The sequence below is a fragment of the Streptomyces viridochromogenes genome (genome assembly GCF_001270495.1).
GTDB classification, from domain to species: Bacteria; Actinomycetota; Actinomycetes; order Streptomycetales; family Streptomycetaceae; genus Streptomyces; species Streptomyces viridochromogenes_A.
This window is the reverse complement of the sequence record NZ_LGUR01000117.1, coordinates 110,374-126,988: the sequence shown is the minus strand read 5'-3', so window position 1 is coordinate 126,988 and position 16,615 is coordinate 110,374. Positions and strand designations below refer to the sequence as shown.

The 16,615-nt window shown below is 68.7% G+C and carries 21 protein-coding genes; 1 reads left to right on the top strand and 20 read right to left on the bottom strand.

Features of this window, described 5'->3' with window-relative positions; translation table 11 throughout:
- Nucleotides 1–46: 46 nt before the first annotated feature.
- Nucleotides 47–181, top strand: coding sequence for a hypothetical protein (locus tag ADK36_RS12600; protein WP_338060777.1), 135 nt, complete (start codon nt 47–49; stop codon nt 179–181).
- Nucleotides 182–884: 703 nt separating this feature from the next.
- On the opposite strand, the gene ADK36_RS12590 is transcribed toward ADK36_RS12600, so the two are convergent.
- From ADK36_RS12590 to ADK36_RS12495, 20 genes are all read right to left on the bottom strand, one after another.
- Nucleotides 885–1,151 (bottom strand): hypothetical protein, encoded by a 267-nt coding sequence (locus ADK36_RS12590; protein ID WP_053197465.1) that lies wholly within the window; start codon nt 1,149–1,151, stop codon nt 885–887.
- A gap of 33 nt (nt 1,152–1,184) precedes the next feature.
- A complete protein-coding gene (locus ADK36_RS12585; protein WP_053197461.1) occupies nt 1,185–1,571 on the bottom strand; it encodes a hypothetical protein in 387 nt (128 codons plus the stop codon).
- 3 nt (nt 1,572–1,574) lie between these two features.
- The gene (locus tag ADK36_RS12580) at nt 1,575–1,796 is read right to left on the bottom strand and encodes a hypothetical protein (protein WP_053197459.1); all 222 of its coding nucleotides are present in this window, start codon (nt 1,794–1,796) and stop codon (nt 1,575–1,577) included.
- A 16-nt stretch (nt 1,797–1,812) separates the two neighbouring features.
- Nucleotides 1,813–2,736 carry an N-acetylmuramoyl-L-alanine amidase gene (locus ADK36_RS12575; RefSeq protein WP_053197456.1) on the bottom strand — a complete coding sequence of 308 codons (924 nt, stop codon included), beginning with the start codon at nt 2,734–2,736 and terminating at the stop codon, nt 1,813–1,815.
- Nucleotides 2,737–2,747: 11 nt separating this feature from the next.
- Nucleotides 2,748–2,960 carry a hypothetical protein gene (locus ADK36_RS12570; protein WP_053197454.1) on the bottom strand — a complete coding sequence of 71 codons (213 nt, stop codon included), beginning with the start codon at nt 2,958–2,960 and terminating at the stop codon, nt 2,748–2,750.
- A gap of 9 nt (nt 2,961–2,969) precedes the next feature.
- Nucleotides 2,970–3,527 (bottom strand): hypothetical protein, encoded by a 558-nt coding sequence (locus tag ADK36_RS12565; protein WP_053197453.1) that lies wholly within the window; start codon nt 3,525–3,527, stop codon nt 2,970–2,972.
- 10 nt (nt 3,528–3,537) lie between these two features.
- Nucleotides 3,538–6,873, bottom strand: coding sequence for a hypothetical protein (locus ADK36_RS12560; RefSeq protein ID WP_159391137.1), 3,336 nt, complete (start codon nt 6,871–6,873; stop codon nt 3,538–3,540).
- Between the two features lie 34 nt (nt 6,874–6,907).
- Nucleotides 6,908–7,420: a hypothetical protein gene (locus ADK36_RS12555; RefSeq protein ID WP_053197448.1), complete on the bottom strand. Its 513-nt coding sequence runs from the start codon at nt 7,418–7,420 to the stop codon at nt 6,908–6,910.
- Nucleotides 7,421–7,430: 10 nt separating this feature from the next.
- Entirely contained in the window at nt 7,431–10,625 is a 3,195-nt protein-coding gene (locus tag ADK36_RS12550) for a hypothetical protein (RefSeq protein ID WP_053197446.1), read from the bottom strand.
- A gap of 130 nt (nt 10,626–10,755) precedes the next feature.
- On the bottom strand, nt 10,756–11,154 hold the full coding sequence (locus ADK36_RS12545) for a hypothetical protein (protein WP_053197444.1): 399 nt from the start codon (nt 11,152–11,154) through the stop codon (nt 10,756–10,758).
- A 31-nt stretch (nt 11,155–11,185) separates the two neighbouring features.
- Nucleotides 11,186–11,593 (bottom strand): hypothetical protein, encoded by a 408-nt coding sequence (locus ADK36_RS12540; protein ID WP_234329749.1) that lies wholly within the window; start codon nt 11,591–11,593, stop codon nt 11,186–11,188.
- Nucleotides 11,594–11,596: 3 nt separating this feature from the next.
- On the bottom strand, nt 11,597–12,007 hold the full coding sequence (locus ADK36_RS12535; RefSeq protein ID WP_053197442.1) for a hypothetical protein: 411 nt from the start codon (nt 12,005–12,007) through the stop codon (nt 11,597–11,599).
- Nucleotides 12,008–12,011: 4 nt separating this feature from the next.
- Entirely contained in the window at nt 12,012–12,446 is a 435-nt protein-coding gene (locus ADK36_RS12530) for a hypothetical protein (RefSeq protein WP_053197440.1), read from the bottom strand.
- A complete protein-coding gene (locus ADK36_RS12525; RefSeq protein ID WP_053197438.1) occupies nt 12,446–13,198 on the bottom strand; it encodes a hypothetical protein in 753 nt (250 codons plus the stop codon). Before ADK36_RS12525 ends, ADK36_RS12530 begins: the two co-directional genes overlap by 1 nt.
- Nucleotides 13,198–13,656: a hypothetical protein gene (locus ADK36_RS12520; RefSeq protein WP_053197436.1), complete on the bottom strand. Its 459-nt coding sequence runs from the start codon at nt 13,654–13,656 to the stop codon at nt 13,198–13,200. The genes ADK36_RS12525 and ADK36_RS12520 overlap by 1 nt, the downstream gene beginning before the upstream one ends.
- 1 nt (nt 13,657) lies before the next feature.
- Complete coding sequence (locus ADK36_RS12515) at nt 13,658–14,056, bottom strand: hypothetical protein (protein ID WP_053197434.1); 399 nt, start codon at nt 14,054–14,056, stop codon at nt 13,658–13,660.
- Between the two features lies 1 nt (nt 14,057).
- On the bottom strand, nt 14,058–15,128 hold the full coding sequence (locus ADK36_RS12510; RefSeq protein WP_053197433.1) for a hypothetical protein: 1,071 nt from the start codon (nt 15,126–15,128) through the stop codon (nt 14,058–14,060).
- A gap of 38 nt (nt 15,129–15,166) precedes the next feature.
- Nucleotides 15,167–15,577, bottom strand: coding sequence for a hypothetical protein (locus ADK36_RS12505; RefSeq protein WP_053197431.1), 411 nt, complete (start codon nt 15,575–15,577; stop codon nt 15,167–15,169).
- The gene (locus ADK36_RS48790) at nt 15,574–16,164 is read right to left on the bottom strand and encodes a hypothetical protein (RefSeq protein WP_159391136.1); all 591 of its coding nucleotides are present in this window, start codon (nt 16,162–16,164) and stop codon (nt 15,574–15,576) included. The genes ADK36_RS12505 and ADK36_RS48790 overlap by 4 nt, the downstream gene beginning before the upstream one ends.
- A 1-nt stretch (nt 16,165) precedes the next feature.
- Nucleotides 16,166–16,612, bottom strand: coding sequence for a hypothetical protein (locus ADK36_RS12495; protein WP_053197427.1), 447 nt, complete (start codon nt 16,610–16,612; stop codon nt 16,166–16,168).
- Between the last annotated feature and the right edge of the window lie 3 nt (nt 16,613–16,615).

Below are 16,615 nucleotides of genomic sequence, written 5' to 3'. Positions count from 1 at the left end.
GTCCCCCAACCCTCTTGGCCCTGGCCTCGTGCGGTCTGCTGCCTCCGTGAACGAGGCGATTCGTGCCGTCGTTCGGGGCGCGGCGGGTAGGCCGTGGACGCAGGCGGAGCGGGCTTTGTACGAGCAGTTGCGGGATGAGTGGGTGGCGGCGGTGCGGGCCGAGATTGTCGAGGCGGCCTGAACTACCAGTGATCTACCAGCTGGTCCCAGACTGGTAGATCACGCGTACTGGCGGCGCTGCGGATCCAACGCCAACAGACCGTTCCCGTTCCCCGGCTCATCCGACGGCGGCGGCGCACCATCCCGCCGGCACACCAACGCATCCGGATCACCCGCCGGAGCCTGCCACGAATATCCCTCCGGACACGACTGCCCCGGCGGCCCTTGCTCGCCTCGGGGACCTTGCTCCCCCTGAGGGCCTGGCTCGCCTTGCGGCCCCTGAACACCCTGCTCGCCCTGAGGACCAGCCGGGCCCGTCGCACCGTCCACCCCAGGGCTGCCCGGCTCGCCGCTCGCGCCGGGACTCCCATCTAGGCCGTCCCGCCCGGGCGTCCCCGACGGGCCAGGGCTCCCGGCCGGACCAGGCGGCCCCGGGATCGGCACCGGCACCTCCGCCCTCTCCGGGAGATCCTCCACGGCCTGCGTCGGATCCGGCGCCACCGGTGTCTCACCCTCCGCCCGCACCTGCGCCCGCAGCTCCCGCACGTCCGAGGCGAGCGTCGACACGGCCATCCCGCGCAGGTCCGCCTCGTGCGCCAGCTGGTCGGCCATCTGATCCCGGTCCAGGAGCAGCCACACAATCGCGGCTGCTCCTCCCAGGAACAGGACCACGCCGAGCGTCCACAGCACATGCCGCGCCCGGTACAAGGCGCTCTGCGTCCGCGTCATGGCGTCCCCCCGAGCCGCTCGACCATCAGCCGCAGGCGCGCGTTTTCCAGTTCGAGGACTTCGACCCGCGCCTCCGCTTTCGCCTGATCGGCCTCCGCCTTGTCTCTCTCGGCCACCAGGCGCTGCGTCAGGCTGTCGAATCCCGTCACCGCGCTGGCCTCCCGAGCTGCCCGGTTCGCGCCGCGGTTCCCGTACATGGCGCCCAACGCGGCCACGGGTCCGCCGATCAGAGCTGCGATCGCCGTCACCATGGCCGCGTCCACGCCACCACCTCCCCGACGCGCTCACGGGTCAGCTCAGGCTGCCTTGGCGTGCGAGCCGCGATCCATCGGACTCGACTGCTCGATCCGCAGCAGCTGCACGGGCGCGGTGACTTCGCGGCGGACGAAGAACGCGACACCGCCCTCGATGAGGAGCATCCACAGGGCCTGCTGCTCGGCGGTCATGTTCAAGCCGAACGCAAGGAACAGGGCGAGGCCCGCATTCCCGAAGTTGACGAGCGCGGCGAACGCAGCGCCGGTCTTGAGGATGAGCGCCTCGGCAACCGCGACGGCGCAGGACAGGACGGCCATGATGGCGGCCTGGTCCTCCGCGGACACGTCCCAGCCGTACGCCGAGGACAGCTTGAGGGCGATCGCGATGAACGCGAGGATCGCGACGGGCTCTCTTCCGAGGATCTTCATGGGTCAGTTCTCCTTCGGGGTGTCGAGGGCTGCCCGTACGAAGCAGTCCTTGGCCTCCAGCAGCTTCCGCAGGCCGGCCGTGAGCTCGGGTCCGTCCGGTAGCGCGGCGGCCATCTGCTGTGCGAGGTCGCCGCACGACGCGCTGACAGGCTGGAGGTGCTCGGGGAGGTGTGCGTACTCGAAGTAGCGCAGCAGGTGGGTGGTTCCGGGGTGGCGGTCGGCCATGGTCGGTTCTCCTTCTTCACGCGACGACGTCGAAGCCGTGCTTCGCGCCGAGCTTCTTCAGCGAGGTCATGCCGGGGATACCGTCCGCCGCGCTCCCGCTGTAGCCGAGCCTGCGCTGCCACTTCGCATACGCATCCCGCGTCAACGACCCGAACGAGCCGTCCCCCGCATACCGGCGGCCGAGCAGCCCCTCCTTGACGAGCGCGGCCTCAACGAGGTTGGTGCCAGCCATGTACGTGACGTGCCCCTGCGCGGCCCCAGGATCCTTCCTCGCCGCGGCCACCAGGCGGGACAGATCCACCCGCGGCCGTGACGGGGTCGGCTTCGGCGCCGTCACCACGACGGTCGGGCCCTTCGCCAACTGCGCACGCACATCAGCCCGGAACACGTCCATGTCGAACGACGGGTCGATCTTCCCCGGCTGGACCTCCTTGTGCCCCGCCACAGATCGCTCCGACCAGCCGTGCGCCCGACACAACGCGGCCGCCCACAACACTGCCCGCCGGTACTGCTCGACAGGGTACGGATCCTGGCCGTCCCCAAGATTCTCGATCTCCAGCCCGTACAAGCAGTCGTTGCCGTCCGTGTTCGCCTGATCATCCTTCGGCAGCGGGGACACCTCGGCGCGCAGCGCGTTCACCACGTCCAGGTCCACCAGGCCGGCATGGTTCGCCCGCCCGTTCCCGAGCAGCCACAGCCCGGCCGTCTTCCCCAACCAGGCGTGGCTCAGCGGCCCGGGCAGACCAGTCCGGCCCCGGTAGCAGAGGTCCTTGTCGTTGCGGCCGGCCGTGTGATGGATGAGCACGCCGACCACGGGTCCGAACGCCTTGCCGGTCTCGTCGTCCCGGTTGTGGGTCTTCCAGCCGGGATATTCGTGGACGGTCAGGCCCTCGGCCGTCAGCTTGGTGAGCATCTGCTCTGCGGTCAGTGGTGTGGCCATGACGCCTCGCTTCAGATGACCGTGGACACGGTCTCGAACTTGGTGACCTTCACGCTGGCCACGTTCTGCTGGCCCGCGATGAAAGCCTCGACATAAGCGATGAACTCGTCCGTCACCTGCTGCCCCGCCTGAAACGACGGAGGGGAGATCGACAGCACGGCCACCGGGTCACCGCCGCCCTCGGGAAGCCCTTGGAATTCGATGCTGTTCAGTACGGCTGCCATGCGGTCTCCCTATTGGACGCGGGTCATCTTGAGCCACGAATCCGTGAACACGGTCGTGGCGGTGGCGTTCGACGTGCCCTGCGCCCAGTCCAGGCTGAACGTCCCAGCGGTGCTGCCGACACGGAGCGTCCCGGCGATGAGGATCGTCAGCGCGTTGCCGGTGCCCAGCGCGCCGTACGTCCTGAACTGCATGACGTCGTTCGTCTCCAGGCGCACCATGTAGCCCGTCGACTGCACGGTGTCCGTCTGCAACACGAGAGGGCTGTCATCGGCGCCGATCACGACGATGCCGGCGCCGTGCGCGCCCCACTCGCCCAGCGAACCGGTGGGCGCGGTGAAGTCGACAATGAAGTCGCCGCCGGTGGCGCCGTCGTACTTCAGCCAGCCGTCCCACACATAGACGGCGTTCGCCTCAACCTCGAACGTCAGGTGCGGGTCAGCGGCTGCGGTGGTCGTCGCCGACCTCGAAGTGTCCGCCGTCTTGCGTGCCGTCTTGGGCAGCATGTCGCGCAGCGTGCTGGCGCGGAGTCGCTGTCCGGCCAGCGGCTGGGGGTAGTACTCGACCACTGCTGGCCTCCTACATGCTCAGGATCGTGGGCTGGGCGAGGCGCACATCAGTGCCCGTCGTCTGCGCCTTGGACACGCCGTTGTGTTCGCGGGTGACGACGAACTGCTGCGGATCGAGCAGCTCGAAGTTGTCGTAACTGAGCACCGGGTTGACGTTGGTGTTACCCGAGAGGGCGGAGCTGGTCAGGCCGATGATCCCAGCCGGTATCGAGCCCGTGTTCAGCTCACGGTCGAGGACCCAGGTGTCAGGTTCCGGATGGCCGGACGGCCACACTCTCGCCCGGACCCGGTCACCGGTGAGCTTGCCCCGCAGCCAGAACTGATCGTTCGCGGAGTAGGTGTACGGCAACGTCACCGTCGACCCGATCTGCGCTGTCGCGCTGGTTGCGGACAGGCCCATCGTGCCGCTGGGCTCGAAGTGCACCCGGCAGCGGTAGAACTGACTGCCGCTGACGTAACGCAGCAAAAGGCCCGGCATGAGTGGGTCACCCGTCGCGACCTGGTCGACACTGACCAGCACCTTGATGTCGCAGTCGCTGACGCTGATATCCACTGCCTGGAAGCGGAGCGTCGACGGCGCGGACGTCAGTGTCACCGTCCCCTGGGTCCCTGTGACGTCCCGTTCGGACGCCGTCCCGCCGGACAGCGCCCACGCATGCCCGCTCGTGGACGTCCCCCAGTCATCGGTGACACTGCGGGTGAACGCATCCCGCACGTAGCCCCCGGGCTGCACGGCACGGATCGCCCACGCGTACCAGATCGCCGACGCCGGTGGTGTCCCGGCATGCCGGGCCCGGGTGGCGAAACGAGCGGTCGATGCGGGCGCCGTCACCGTCTGGGAGAGGAACGTCCACTGCCCGGCCGGAACGGCGAAGCCGTCACCGAACCCGGAAGACAAGAACGCCCCCGAGCTGTCGTACCAGTCCACGCACGGGCGGATGTCGGGCCAGCCTCCGGGGCTGTAGGCCCACATCGAGACCACGATCTCGTCGCCCGGCGCGCATGTCCCATTCGCAGAGACGGCGGAGTTCGCGCCACCGGCTGCACTGGATCCGTCCGGGGTGATGAGGATGGACCCGGCGGCGGAGGGATGGACAACGGCGGTGGAATGGGCGACGGACGCGCCGTTGCCGCCCCACCCGGTCACGTTGGTCTCGAAATAGGGGTTCACGTTGATCACCGAGCCGACGGCGGCGACCTGCATGACCTCGCCGCCCGCCCGGACACCGAACGGAAAATCGTCCGGATCGGACGTCCACCGGTTCACGCCCTGCTCGTCAGTCGGCGTGACCAGCATCGTCTGCTCGTCGGCGTCGATCGCCGCGTAGACGGCGGAGCCGTCGGTGTCGATCCGGCCGAGCACATCGTCGTCGAGGACACCCACCCGCCACGGGGACTCGGGGGCGCACACGTAGCTGATGCGGTGCTGGAAGTGGTCGATGGTCTCGGACAGGCCAAGGACAAGCTGGGAGATGTCGTCCGGCGGCAGCCACGCCGGCGGATCCGCGATGACGATCCGGTCGCCCGGCCGAACCGACAACGCGGCCTGCGCAAGGGACGGGTCGTTTACGAACTCGGGGTGCGCCAGGTTCACCGAGATCTGCGGGAACCTCGCCTCATCGACCGTGCCCAGCGACAGCCGCCATGCCGCCTGGTCCGGCAGCACGCCGTCCGTCTCGACGTTAAGGGTGACGTCGTCGCCGTACACGCCCACCCCGACCGGCGGCGGCGCCGTCGACAGCGGCCCCACGGTCTCCTCGGCCGTCGCCGGCGTCACCCCGCTCACCCGGGAGGTGGTGACCTTGTTGCGGGTGCGCTGGTCGTCGTCGATGGGGATCGGTACCTGCGACAGCTGCCCGTCCGGGTACGACAGCTCCAGCGCGGGATCCTGGTTGTACATCGAAGTGCGCGTCCGGTACGTGAGACCGAATACGGCGAGGCTCTCCAGCAGCATCCCGCCGTCCGCGAGCTCACACTCCCGCATCAGGTCGATCGCTTTCACCCGGGGCTGGCCGCCCATCGCCACCGTGTCGTCCAGGTCACCCACTGCGTCGAGGGCGATGGCCTCCTCGGCGCACAGCCGTTGAATCCTGCGGCCCGCCGTCTCACCGCCCGGCGCCAGCGCCCGCCCCAGATCATCGATCGCTGTGACCGTGGTCTGCACCGTGACGTGGCCCATGGCCGCCGCGGTCACGCCGGCGTCCCCGTCGAGGGTGTCGGGGGCCATGGACACGCTGGTGACACGGGTGACCTGGGTGGAGACGAGGCCGATCGTCGTCGAATCCGTCACCCCGGATTCGACATCGAGGACGCGCAGGGTCACGGCGATCGCGGTGCCGTTGTTCGCGACCTCCAAGGACACGCGCATCCTGCGGTTGCGGACGTCGAGGCTGATCGATGGCGTGCCGCTCACAGCGAGGTCGTTCTGGTCGCCGTCCTTCAGCAGGATCGTCAGTGTCCCCGGCCCGCCGAACGAGCCCAAGCCGCCCGGCGGGTCGTTGTAGTGGATGTCCAGGAAGCGCAGGTTGTAGGCGCCCTGGTCGACGGTGAGCCGGGAGATCACGTCGAGGTCGGTGAACCCGACGGTGGGGACGGCGAGGAGGTAGCGCAGCTGGTACTGCGTCACCGTGGTGGTGTCGTACTTGGCGATCCCGCCGGACAGGGAGGCGCCGGTGAGCGTAGGCAGCGGGTCCGAGGCGCCGAACCCGTTGTAGGCAGCGAGGGCCGGGTTCCCGGTGAACGTCATAGGTGAGCCGCTGGCGAGCGCGGACACGACGGTCGTCGCGGTGGCGGCGTCCTCGCACGGCCAGTACGCGACCAGCGCGTCGATCTGCGGGGAGGTCACCGCGTCATACAGGACCGAGTGCTCCGGTGTCGCGCCCTGGTTGAGGCGGCGCATGATCCCGGCGGCGTCGACCTCGATCCAAACGTCGTTGCCGGTGATGTCCCAGTGCTGCGGCCACGAACTGATCTCGCCCCAGAATCGGTAGTCCTTCACGTCGCCGCGGGCGACGGAGACGCGGATCTGCTGGTTACGACCGAGCTGCCCGTAGTAGGGCGAGGTCGGGTTGCGCGGGGAGAAGCGGCCGTCCCTGTTGTTCAGCTGGAACGAGCAGGTGGACTGCTCGGGCTGGCCGCCCTCGTCGCGCTGCCCGCGGGTGATGGAAACGTTCTGGCTGCCGTCGCGCTGAAGGACGTAGGAGGTGATGTCCACCCAGGTGCCAGCGATGAGGAGTTCGACGAGCACAGGCCCGGTGGGGGCAGTCTCGCCAGTTGCACCGAAGGGCCCGGCGACGGCGCCCATGCGGCGCTGCCACCCCATCACCCGTGCGGCAATGCCAGGCATGTCTCACCTCCTCGTTCGTCGTCTGGTTGGCCGGTCACTCGTCGAAGGTGACCCACACGAGAGCATTCACCGCGGCTGAGAATGTGGCCCGGACCCGTAGGAACCTCGACACTGCGACGATGGGCCGCTCGTCCGGCATCCACTGGTACGAGTAGCTGGTGGGCCACGCCCCGTTCGAGACGCCACTGATCTTGACCGTGTCGAAGGAGCGCGAGGCGGTCGTCGTGCCCTCTGCCGTTGCCGTGTAGCCCGTCAGTGAAGTGCCGCCGACGCAGAGCGAGGCGGGCGCGTTGGGGTCCAGCGGCTGAATTCCCGCCGCGACATGGGCTGTCACGGTCGCCGCGACGTCGGTCTGTACCAGCTCGATGACGCCCTCGCCCGTTGTCGCTGGGGCGGCGTCCAGCGTGAACCCCCAGGAGATCAGCTGGATCTGCCGCGTGCTCGGGGTGGCGACCTGAAGCATCGTCTTGATGGCCGTGCCCGTCGTCACCTCGACCGGGGCGGCCGTGGTGGCCATCGCCCAGTTACCGACCTTGTACCTGTGCACTCTGCTCTCCCTAGTTCGAACGCCCGGTCAGGACGAACTGCACGTCCCCACCACGGTTCTTGATCGCCTTGCGGAGGATCCGCAGCAGCAGCTCGTCGATGTCCGAGCCCGACGACCGCAGCTCCAGCACCACCGGCTCACGGCGGCCGACGGCCACCGCGGCCCCGCCCCGCGCAGTTGCGCCGCGGGGTTCGTTGAGCATCGACGCCCACGCCTGCTGCTGCATGCGCCGCGAGTCCGGGTTCGACCACACCCGCGTGCCCGGGGCCAGGTTCACCAACTCCGGGCCCTGCTCACCCACCCACGTGAGGTTGGAGCGGATCCCGCCCGACGCTGCGCCGCCGACGATGCCGCCCGCGGCTTTGCCCTTGAACGCCTTCTCGATCATCCGCTCGATGCTCTTGGCCAGAGACTCCATCGACTTCGTCAGCCGGTCCTGCGACTTCGTCAACGTGCTCACGTACGCCTGCTGCGCCTTGATCTGCGCCCCGAACACCGCGTCGGACGTCGTTTTCCCGGCACTGCCCGCCGCGCCGCTGATCTGCGACTGCAGACTGTTCATGGTCTGGATCTCCGACGACGACGCACTCATCAGCGCGCCCGCCGTCTCCAGCCCGCCGCCCTCGATGCCGGCCTCGGCAATCTGCTGCAACAGCGCCGAGGAGAGGCCCTTCTTCTTCAGGCCGGCCAGCGCACCGGAGAACGCGGTCGCCTTGTCCCGGGAAGCGATGAGGCCGCCCATGACAGACCGTGTGGTCACCAGGCCGTCGCCACTGGCGCCGCGGGTGATGTTCGCGCTGGAAAGGACGCCGCCCTTGACCGAGTCGGACAGCTGCGCGGCCGCGCTCTTGAGACTGTCGAGCTTGTCCTTGGCCTTCTCCAACGAGGCGCTGACCTTCGTGAGCTGCTTCTCCCACGACAAGAGCTTCCGGCCGGAGGAATCCAGCGCCTTCAGCAGGCCGCGCTCCTGCCGGCCGTGCGTGGCCTTCAGGATGGTGGACCGCCACTGGTTCAGGGCGTCCACCAGCGAGCCGACGGAGTCGGCCCGGCCGAGCTGGCCGATGATCTCCGAAGTCTTGTACCCGGCCATCCGCCCGAAGTGGGAGATCGTCAGATCGCCGCGGGCGCCGCTGCGGGCCTCCCGCTCCGCCTTCGTCACGCCGCCCTTGGCGAACCACTGCACGTCACCACCGAGGATGCCGACCGTCTCCTCAGCAACCTCCCGCGACCGCGACCGCTTCATAGGGGACAGCGGAATGTACGCCTCGCCGCCGGTCTCCGGCTCGCCCCACACCCGCCACGACCCGGCCGGCGCGATCTGAGCGATGTGGCTCTCGTCCCGCACGCCGCCGTTGGCGTAGTAGTTCACGATGCCGCCGTCGGCCTTCTTGAGGCCACCGCCAGCGGAGCCGGGGGTATATCCGCGCGGCTGGATGTTGACGTATGCGGTGCCGACCGTGCTGCCGTTAAGGGCCCGGACGGCCGCGTTGAAGAGGGCCGGGTTCGCGCCGAGCAGCGCGAGCTTCTTGGCCAACTTGGTGCCGTTGGCCTTGGCGACGTCACTGTTGAACGGCCCCGGGTTGGCGTCCAGGGTCGCCGTGGCCTTCTTCTCGTCGAACCCGTCGAGCCTCTGCTGCACCGCCGCGAGTCTCGATTCCGCCTCCTCCTTGTCGGCGGACAGTTTGGCCTTGCGTTCCTTGGTCAGCTCGGGGTCCTTCAGCTGCTCCTTGATGTGCTCCAAGCTCGCCTTGGCCTGGTCCACGTTCAGCACCAGCTTCGCCCGGCCGAGCTGCTCGCTGGCGATGTCTGCGAACTGCTGGGTGCTGCTCTGCATCCCGGCGAGCTTCTCCCGGAAGCCGCCCGCGTACTTGTCGAACTGGGTCTGTGCGTCCTTGAAAAGGTCGCCGACGACCGGCAGGTCACCGAACGCCGAGGCGAGGCCGTCGATCAGCAGCTCGACACTGCCGAGGACCATCTCCGTCATGCCCCGGAACGCCCCGATCAGTAGCGGCACGGACTGGACGCCCATGTTCACCATGTCGATCAGGGCAATGCCCATCGCGGCGAATGCCAGCCTGATCGTGGCCTGGTTCTCCTTCACCCAGTCCGAGAATCGCGTGAAGCTGCCGCGCAGCCCGTCGACTTTGCCGCCCTGACCGGCGAACTCGGACACCGTCCCCAGCAGGGCTCCCCCGAGGGCTTTCGCCAGGTCCCCGGCCACGCTCGCGCCGATAGAGAAGATCTCGTTAAGGCCGCGGAAGATGTCCGCTGCGATATCGGCGGCTGGCTCCAGCGCCTTCATCGCGCCGTCGAACAGTTCCCCGAACAGCTTGATGCCGTTCCCCGTGCCGATCAGCAGCTCTTTCAGGAGCGGCCCGAACGCCTCCGTGAAGCTCCCGGCGACCTTCCCCAGGGTGGGCAGCAGGCTGTCGTTGATGAGGCTGGCCAGCCCATTCAGGAAGTCGGAGGAGCCGCCGATGCCCTGCTCCATCTCCTTGAACATGCCGGGCATGCCGGTGTCGAGGAAACCGCCGAGGAGGTTGTCCCACGCGTCCAGGGCGGGCTGACTCTTGGTGCCGAAGTCGAGGAACGCCTGGGTGAAGTCGCCGACGCTCCCGGCGAACTCCTCCACCCACTTGGCGCCCATCTCGGCGTTCTTCGCGAACGCCGACTGGAACGCTGGGCTGTCGACGAACTTCGCGGCCTTCTCTGTGATCCGGCCGAAGGTGTCCGCTCCGGTCTTGATGACCGGGTTGAGATCCTCCATCGCGGACTTGAGGCTCTTGACGGCCTTCTCCGTGTGCGGAGCGACCGCCTTGTTCGCGACCTTCTGCCACTCCTCGAACGGCGCCTTGAGCTGCTTCGCCTTCTTCTTCAGGTCGTCCATCGCGAGCGCCGCACCGCCACCCACCACCGCGAGGCCGGACAACATCGGGGCGAGCGCGCCGATCGTCGGCAGCAGCGTCGTGCCCAGCGCGGCCCCGGCGGCGATCGCTTGCCCGCGCAAGCCCGTGCCGCCGCCGAGGTTCTGGCCGGCGTTCGCGGCCGAGCTGGCGACGTTGTCGAGCTGGCCGCCGACGATGCGGAGCTGGCCGCCCATCTGGTTGGCCTGGCGTTGCAGCTGGTTGAGGTTGCGGGAGACGGAGTTGAAGCCGGGGCCCGTCAGGTCGCGGACGTGGACGGTGATGGTTACGTCGTCGGCCATTCGGGGTCCCCTCCTTCCGTCGGCTGTTCAGGCGTGCCGAGTTGTTCGATGGTGATCAGGCGCAGCAGCTCGGCGGGCTCGGTAAGCACCTCCGAGGGCAGCTTCTTGAAGCGGTCGCACAGGCCGAGGATCAGACGGGCACGGCGTAGCTCTCCAGGTTCTCGGACAGTGGTGCCATCGGAATTGGTGGCGCCGGGGAGGTCTCGCCAGAGGGCGAGGTCTCGGGCAAAGGGTCGGGGACCCCGCTGTTCGCCTGCCGTACGGCGTTGAGGATGGCGAGGATCATTGCGCCGTCCTGTGTGCAGACGCCTTCGAACGTGGTGGGCACGGGCTCGCCGTTGTCGTCCTCCACGTTCCAGGAGATGAGGCGGTTCGCGAGTGCGCGGACGATGAGGTCGCCGGTGAGGTCTTGGCCGTCGAGTTCGAGTTCCTCGCCGACGGTCATGCCTCGGGCGGCGACTTCGAGGCCCTCGTATTCGGTGCCTGCGAAGTTCAGGTTGTAGATGCGGCGCTTGGGTCGGTAACCCATGCTGCACCCCCCTTCTTATTGGAAACCGTTCTCAAGACCAAGTCGGTACATTTCCGTCAGCGAGGCTGAACGGGACGCTCCACGTGAACTCGCCGGACTGCGCCCGGGTCAGCGCGTAGTCCGTCAGCAGCACCTCGTTCGCCAGCGTCTGGCCGGAGATTGCGATGGACATCGTCCGGGCGACCGACGTGGACGAGACCGTCTTGAACACCGCGTGCGCGAGGTTCGAGCCGTCGTCGAAGCCGCCCGCCGCTGTGCCGGAAAAGTCCGCGAGGAGCAGCAGTCGCGCGTTCGCGGACTGCGTCAGCGCGGTGATGTCCTGCACGCCGCGCGGCATCGTCCAGTCGAGGTTGAAGGTGCTGGAGCGGATGTCCCGCGCCGTTCCGCTGCTGTCGTCCACGCTGAACGTGGTCCAGCCCAATCCGGATTCGATGGCCAAGGCTCAGCCCTCCTTTGTTACGAGGGTCAGCGGGCGCCGCCCTCCATCGGTTGGTTCGGTGACCCACTTCGGCTCACGGTCGGGGTCGACGTACAGGGAGCCGAACATCTTGCGGACCCCGTCGCGGTCCACCCATTCCTCGTGGAACACCACGGGCACTCGGATCGCCTGGTCCTCGAACGCCACCTTCACGATGCGGATGTGGTGGCCGCCGTCGGCCAGGGAGCGCAGTCGCTCGCTCGGCTGCGTGAGGGTGATGCTGAAGCCCTTCGGGCCTAGGTGGCGGCGCTGCGCACGACCGTCGTCGTGCGGCACGTCGTACACGAGCGCGGGCATCTGGACGTCGATGTCGTCGCAGTCGTCCGTGTAGTCCTGGCCGCCGACGGTCAGGCGCCACTGCTTCAGTTCGGTCATCGCGTCAGCCCTTGTCCCGCTCGTCGAGCAGCAGGCCCATGTGCTGCTGCACGTGCTCCACCCAGTCCGCCGCCCGCTTGTGCACCCGCACCTGGCCCACCACGCCCCGCCAGTCCCCGCCGCGCACGACGTACTTCTCCGGCATCGTCTGGTGATCCGCGAAGCACCGCTGATACGGCTCGAACCGGAACACCGTCAGCCCGGCCGCGTTGCGCTGCTCCCGGAACGTCCGCCGCGACTCGGTACGGATGAACGCCGCCTGCGCGCGGCCGAGGTCGGTCGACTCGTCGATGAGTGATTCCCAGCCCAGCCGCCACGCCTCACAGCCGACACGCTCACACACCGACTTGACCGCCTGGTCCGGGCGGGACTTCACACTGAACGTCTGATACGCCTCGACCGGCATCTTCGGGTCGTTGGGGCGGAACGGCTGGCCCATCAGAACAACACCTCCGTCGCATTGCGGTTGACGGCCACGACGAACTGCACGTTCGAGAAGGTGCCGGTCGTCACGACCCGCAGGTAGCGCTCCACGGTCTGCGTTCGGCCCGTCTGGATCCGCTCCACGGTCGGCCCCGAGGACACCGCCGTGAACGCGCCCCCGGTCACGTCCGCCCACGCATCCCCGGAACCGTCGTCGCTGGACTCCTGCAACTTGATCGTCACCGAGGTGCCGGTGAAGGCGAGCACCTGCAGATATGCCTGCAGCCCGAACGCTGTCGACCCGGTACCAAGGTCCAGCGAGGCGCCGTTCGTCGCGGTCGTGTCGGTGCGTACGCCGGCCGTGAGGAGGTCGCACCACTCCAGGCCAAACCCGTTGGCCTGCGCGTTGACGGAGATGGTCAGCGATCCGTCCTGCGGGCGGCTGGGGTTGTAGTCGATCTGCTTGCCGACCATGCACGCGGCCGGGCTGCCGATGCTGCTGCCGGTCAGCCACATCAGGTGCTGGTCCGCGGTGGGGAGCGCTCCGAGGCGTTCGTGCGCGGCGCCGACGGCGTCGTTGAAAAAGCTGGTCCAGGAGATCCGCCCGTCCCGCAGCAGTCCGATGCGCCGGTACGCGGACTTGTTGATCGGGGTGGTGTCCTGCGTGCCGGCGAGGCCGCCGCCGAGGTCGTTGGCGGAGCCCGTGTCCCCGCTGAGGTCGTATCCGCCGTAGTAGAAGGCCTGCGCGAGGCCGCTCCTGATCGTCATTACGCCACCTGCGCCCAGAGATCGTTGACAATGAGTGGAAGAGTGATCGTCATGACCCGGTACTCCGAGCCGGCCTCGGCGAGGTACCCCGCCCGGGCCGACAGCGGGTCGCCGTAGGCGCCCAGCAGGTCGACATTGCGGATCAGGCCGCCGAGCTCGAAGTCGCCGCTGTACGCCGCCATGAGCGCGTCCAGGGCGGTCATCAGGTCGGGGTCGATCGCGTCCGGCTCCTGCTGCACCAGCGAGGAGTACAGGCGCACAAACAAGGCCAGCCGTGTCGATGTGCTCGTGAGGCCGGACGCACCACGAGCGGGGCCGATCTGCTCGACCCACACCGCGGCGGTGATCCCGGACGTGGGCGGTGACAGTGGCTCATGCCCGTTGACGGTGACGAAGTGGCCGGACGCGAGTGCGTGCGATTCGACGGCGGAGAGGATGGTGCGGATGTCGAGGGCCATGTCAGATCAGCCCCCTCGACCGGTAGCGGGCCAGGAGTTCGCGGGCGATCTGCGGGGCCTTGCGGTCCAGCAGGGCCTTGGTGCGGCGGAATGTGAAGTAGCCGGGGAAGCGGGTGACCGGGCTGTTGCGGGAGCCGGTTCCTTCGAGCCACGGTCCGTAGACGATGCGCTGGTCGTGGATCTTGTAGCGGTCGCCCGCCCGGTCCACGCTGATCTTCGACTGGTAGTAGCCCGTCGGATGCCGCAGCACCTGCCGCAGCCGGGCGTGGACCATCCGCTCGCCCTCACGCGCGACTTGGTACTCGACGTCGTCCGAGTAGTCGTGCAGGGCTCGCCCGGCCCGGCCGGTGGCCCACGGTCCGGAGGCGCTGCTGTTGACGCGGACGTCGAATCCAGGCATGTCACACGCTCCGAATCCGGGCCTTGCGGCCGCACGCGTTGTAGGTCTGCTCCCGCAGCGCGGGCAGGTCCCGGGCGGTCTTGGCCTGGTCGTTGCTGGAGAGACCACCGCTGGTCCGGCGAGTACGGGCGTATCCGGCCTGCTCGTTGGTGACCCGGTTGATGACTTCGGCGATCACGAGGTCGCGGACCAGGCCGGGAGGGTCCCAGCGCACGACGGACGCCCCGTTGGAGTGGGTGGCCGCGGTCGTGCCGAGCGCGCCCCGGGTGACGGTGAGCGTGCGGGAGGCGTAGATATCGACGCCGGCCGTGTGCGCGGCGAGCACCGAGCCGTCCCACGCGCGGATGACGGTGAGGTTGTTGCCCGCGATGTCGACGATGAGCATGCGCTCGGACTCGATGAGGATGACCTCGTCGACCGAGTACGCGGTGCCGTCCGACACGGCGACGGCGACGCTGTTCGCCTGCGCGGTCAGCCCAGCCCCGCCGACGTTCTGCCCGCTGTCGGCCATGCTGCGGCCCGCCACGACCATCCGCTCGTCATCCACGCGGATGACCGAGCCGACACCGAGCGCCGCCGCGGCCGCAGCGTTCACGCTGATCGTGGTTGCTGTGGTGGTGGACAGGGCCGCCGCGAGCGTGCCGGCCGTAGTCTCGGCGTTCTTGTAGCCCCACAGCCCGGTGATGGTGATGTCCCGCTGGTGGGTGCTGCCGCCGCCGAACGCGGCCGAGCTGCCGAGGTCGATCTCCAGTCGGCTGTACGGGGGGCCGGACCGGTTGGGCTCCAGGTTGAAATCGGAGGCGGCGATCGTCGTACCGCCCGAGGAGAGGGTGGTGACGGAGATGAGTTCGGAGTCGTCGAGCCACAGCCGCCACGACGTGCCGTACTGGGAGTCCGGCCAGTCGAAGTAGCGTGTCGCCGTCTGCGGGTAGAACACGCGATGGCACAGCGACTCGACGTCCCGGGACGCGGACTGCAGGGCGCGGTCGATCTGCGCGGCATTGCGGGCGGTCAGCTTGCTGTCGAGGGCGCGCTGCACGTCCTCACGCGTCGCGTACACGGGTTCCGCCATCTCTCGTCACCTCCTCTCAGGTCTCGTCGTCGTGCGGGTCAGGGCCGGCCGTGGATGGAGAAGGACACCCCGGTGAAGCTGGGGGTCGTGCCGGTGAGGGCCCACCGGATCCGGCCGACGTTCGCCAGGGTGTAGCCCGTACTGATCTGCCCGTAGGTGTAGCCAGTCGACGTGAGCAGCGCCCCGCCGATCGACGTCGCCGACGAGGTCTGCACCCACACCGTGCCCGTTGCGTCGAGCACCTCAAAGAACACGGCCAGCGTCGGGTCAGTACCGGTCGGGGCGTTCGACACGTTCACGACCAGCAGGCCATTGCTGACCCGGGAGATGTCGATCGCCCCGGTCCGGCCCGTGGTCGCGTTCGTGACCCCGGCGGTGACGTGGTCGGTGGAGCTGTTCAGGGTCAGACCGGTGGCCTTGAACAGCTCCCGGTTCGCGAAGGCGCTCACGACGAGGCGTCCTCGGTGTCAGCAGCCGACCCACTGGTCTCCTGGTCGCCATCCGTCGAAGGGGCAGTAGAGCTCCCCGTCGTGGCCTTCTTTGAGCGGCTCGCCGTCTTGCGGGCAGGCTTGCGGGTCCCGGTCTCGCTCGTCTCGGGCGTGCTGTCGGACTTCGGCGAGGATGTCTCGGAGCTGCTCCCAGCTGATGGCTCCTCACTCCCCTCTGCGGCCTCGTCCGTTTCCGGCTCGGCCGGGATGTCGGCGGCGTACGACGGGCCGCCGTGAACGGTGATCTTCGGCATGGTGTCTTCCTCCGAACCGGTCACCGGCGGCCACGGCGTGACCGTCGGCATGTCCAGGCCGCACCCGGCACAGACCAGGCGCGGCATTTCCAGCACTCCAGGGGCGGCCGTACGCAGGTGCACCCGCCGCCGCTTCCCCACGTGCGGGCAGGCGCCGTTGCCGCACTCGACGGTCAGCGACGGCAGCACAGCCCCGCCGCGGCCCTCGGTGCGCTCGGTGCTGCCGCAGTTCGGGCATCGCGGAGCGCCCACCGAGTAGGTGGTGGTGCAGCCTGCACACGTCCATCCGGCCATGTCAGCCAGCCACCAGCGTTGCGCCGTTGGTCAGCGGCACCCACGTGCAGTACACGGTCATCGCGCCGTCCACGTTGGTCCCGTTCGAGTCGATCTCGACGGTGCCGGTCGACACCACAGCCGAGGCCGGCGGCCCGTTGCGGGTGAACGCGGCACTGTCCGGCTCCCAGCCGAGAACCGTCCCGGCCGCGGTGTCCGTGGTACCAAGGTCGCCCGCAACGATCGCGGCGGTGTCCCCCGTGGTGGGGTTGGCCTGGATCGTCACCGTGTTCGCCACGGTGATCGCCGTGGTCACCTTCGCCCACAGGGCGGTGATCAGCACCTCGCCGCCCGCGACCGTGAACAGCGTCGGGGTGACGTCCTCGTCGAGCGTGCCCGTCGCCGTAGACACCGGTCCACGCCCGAGCATCAGCGCCCGTACTTCGTTGCCCTGAATCAGGGTGCTCATGAG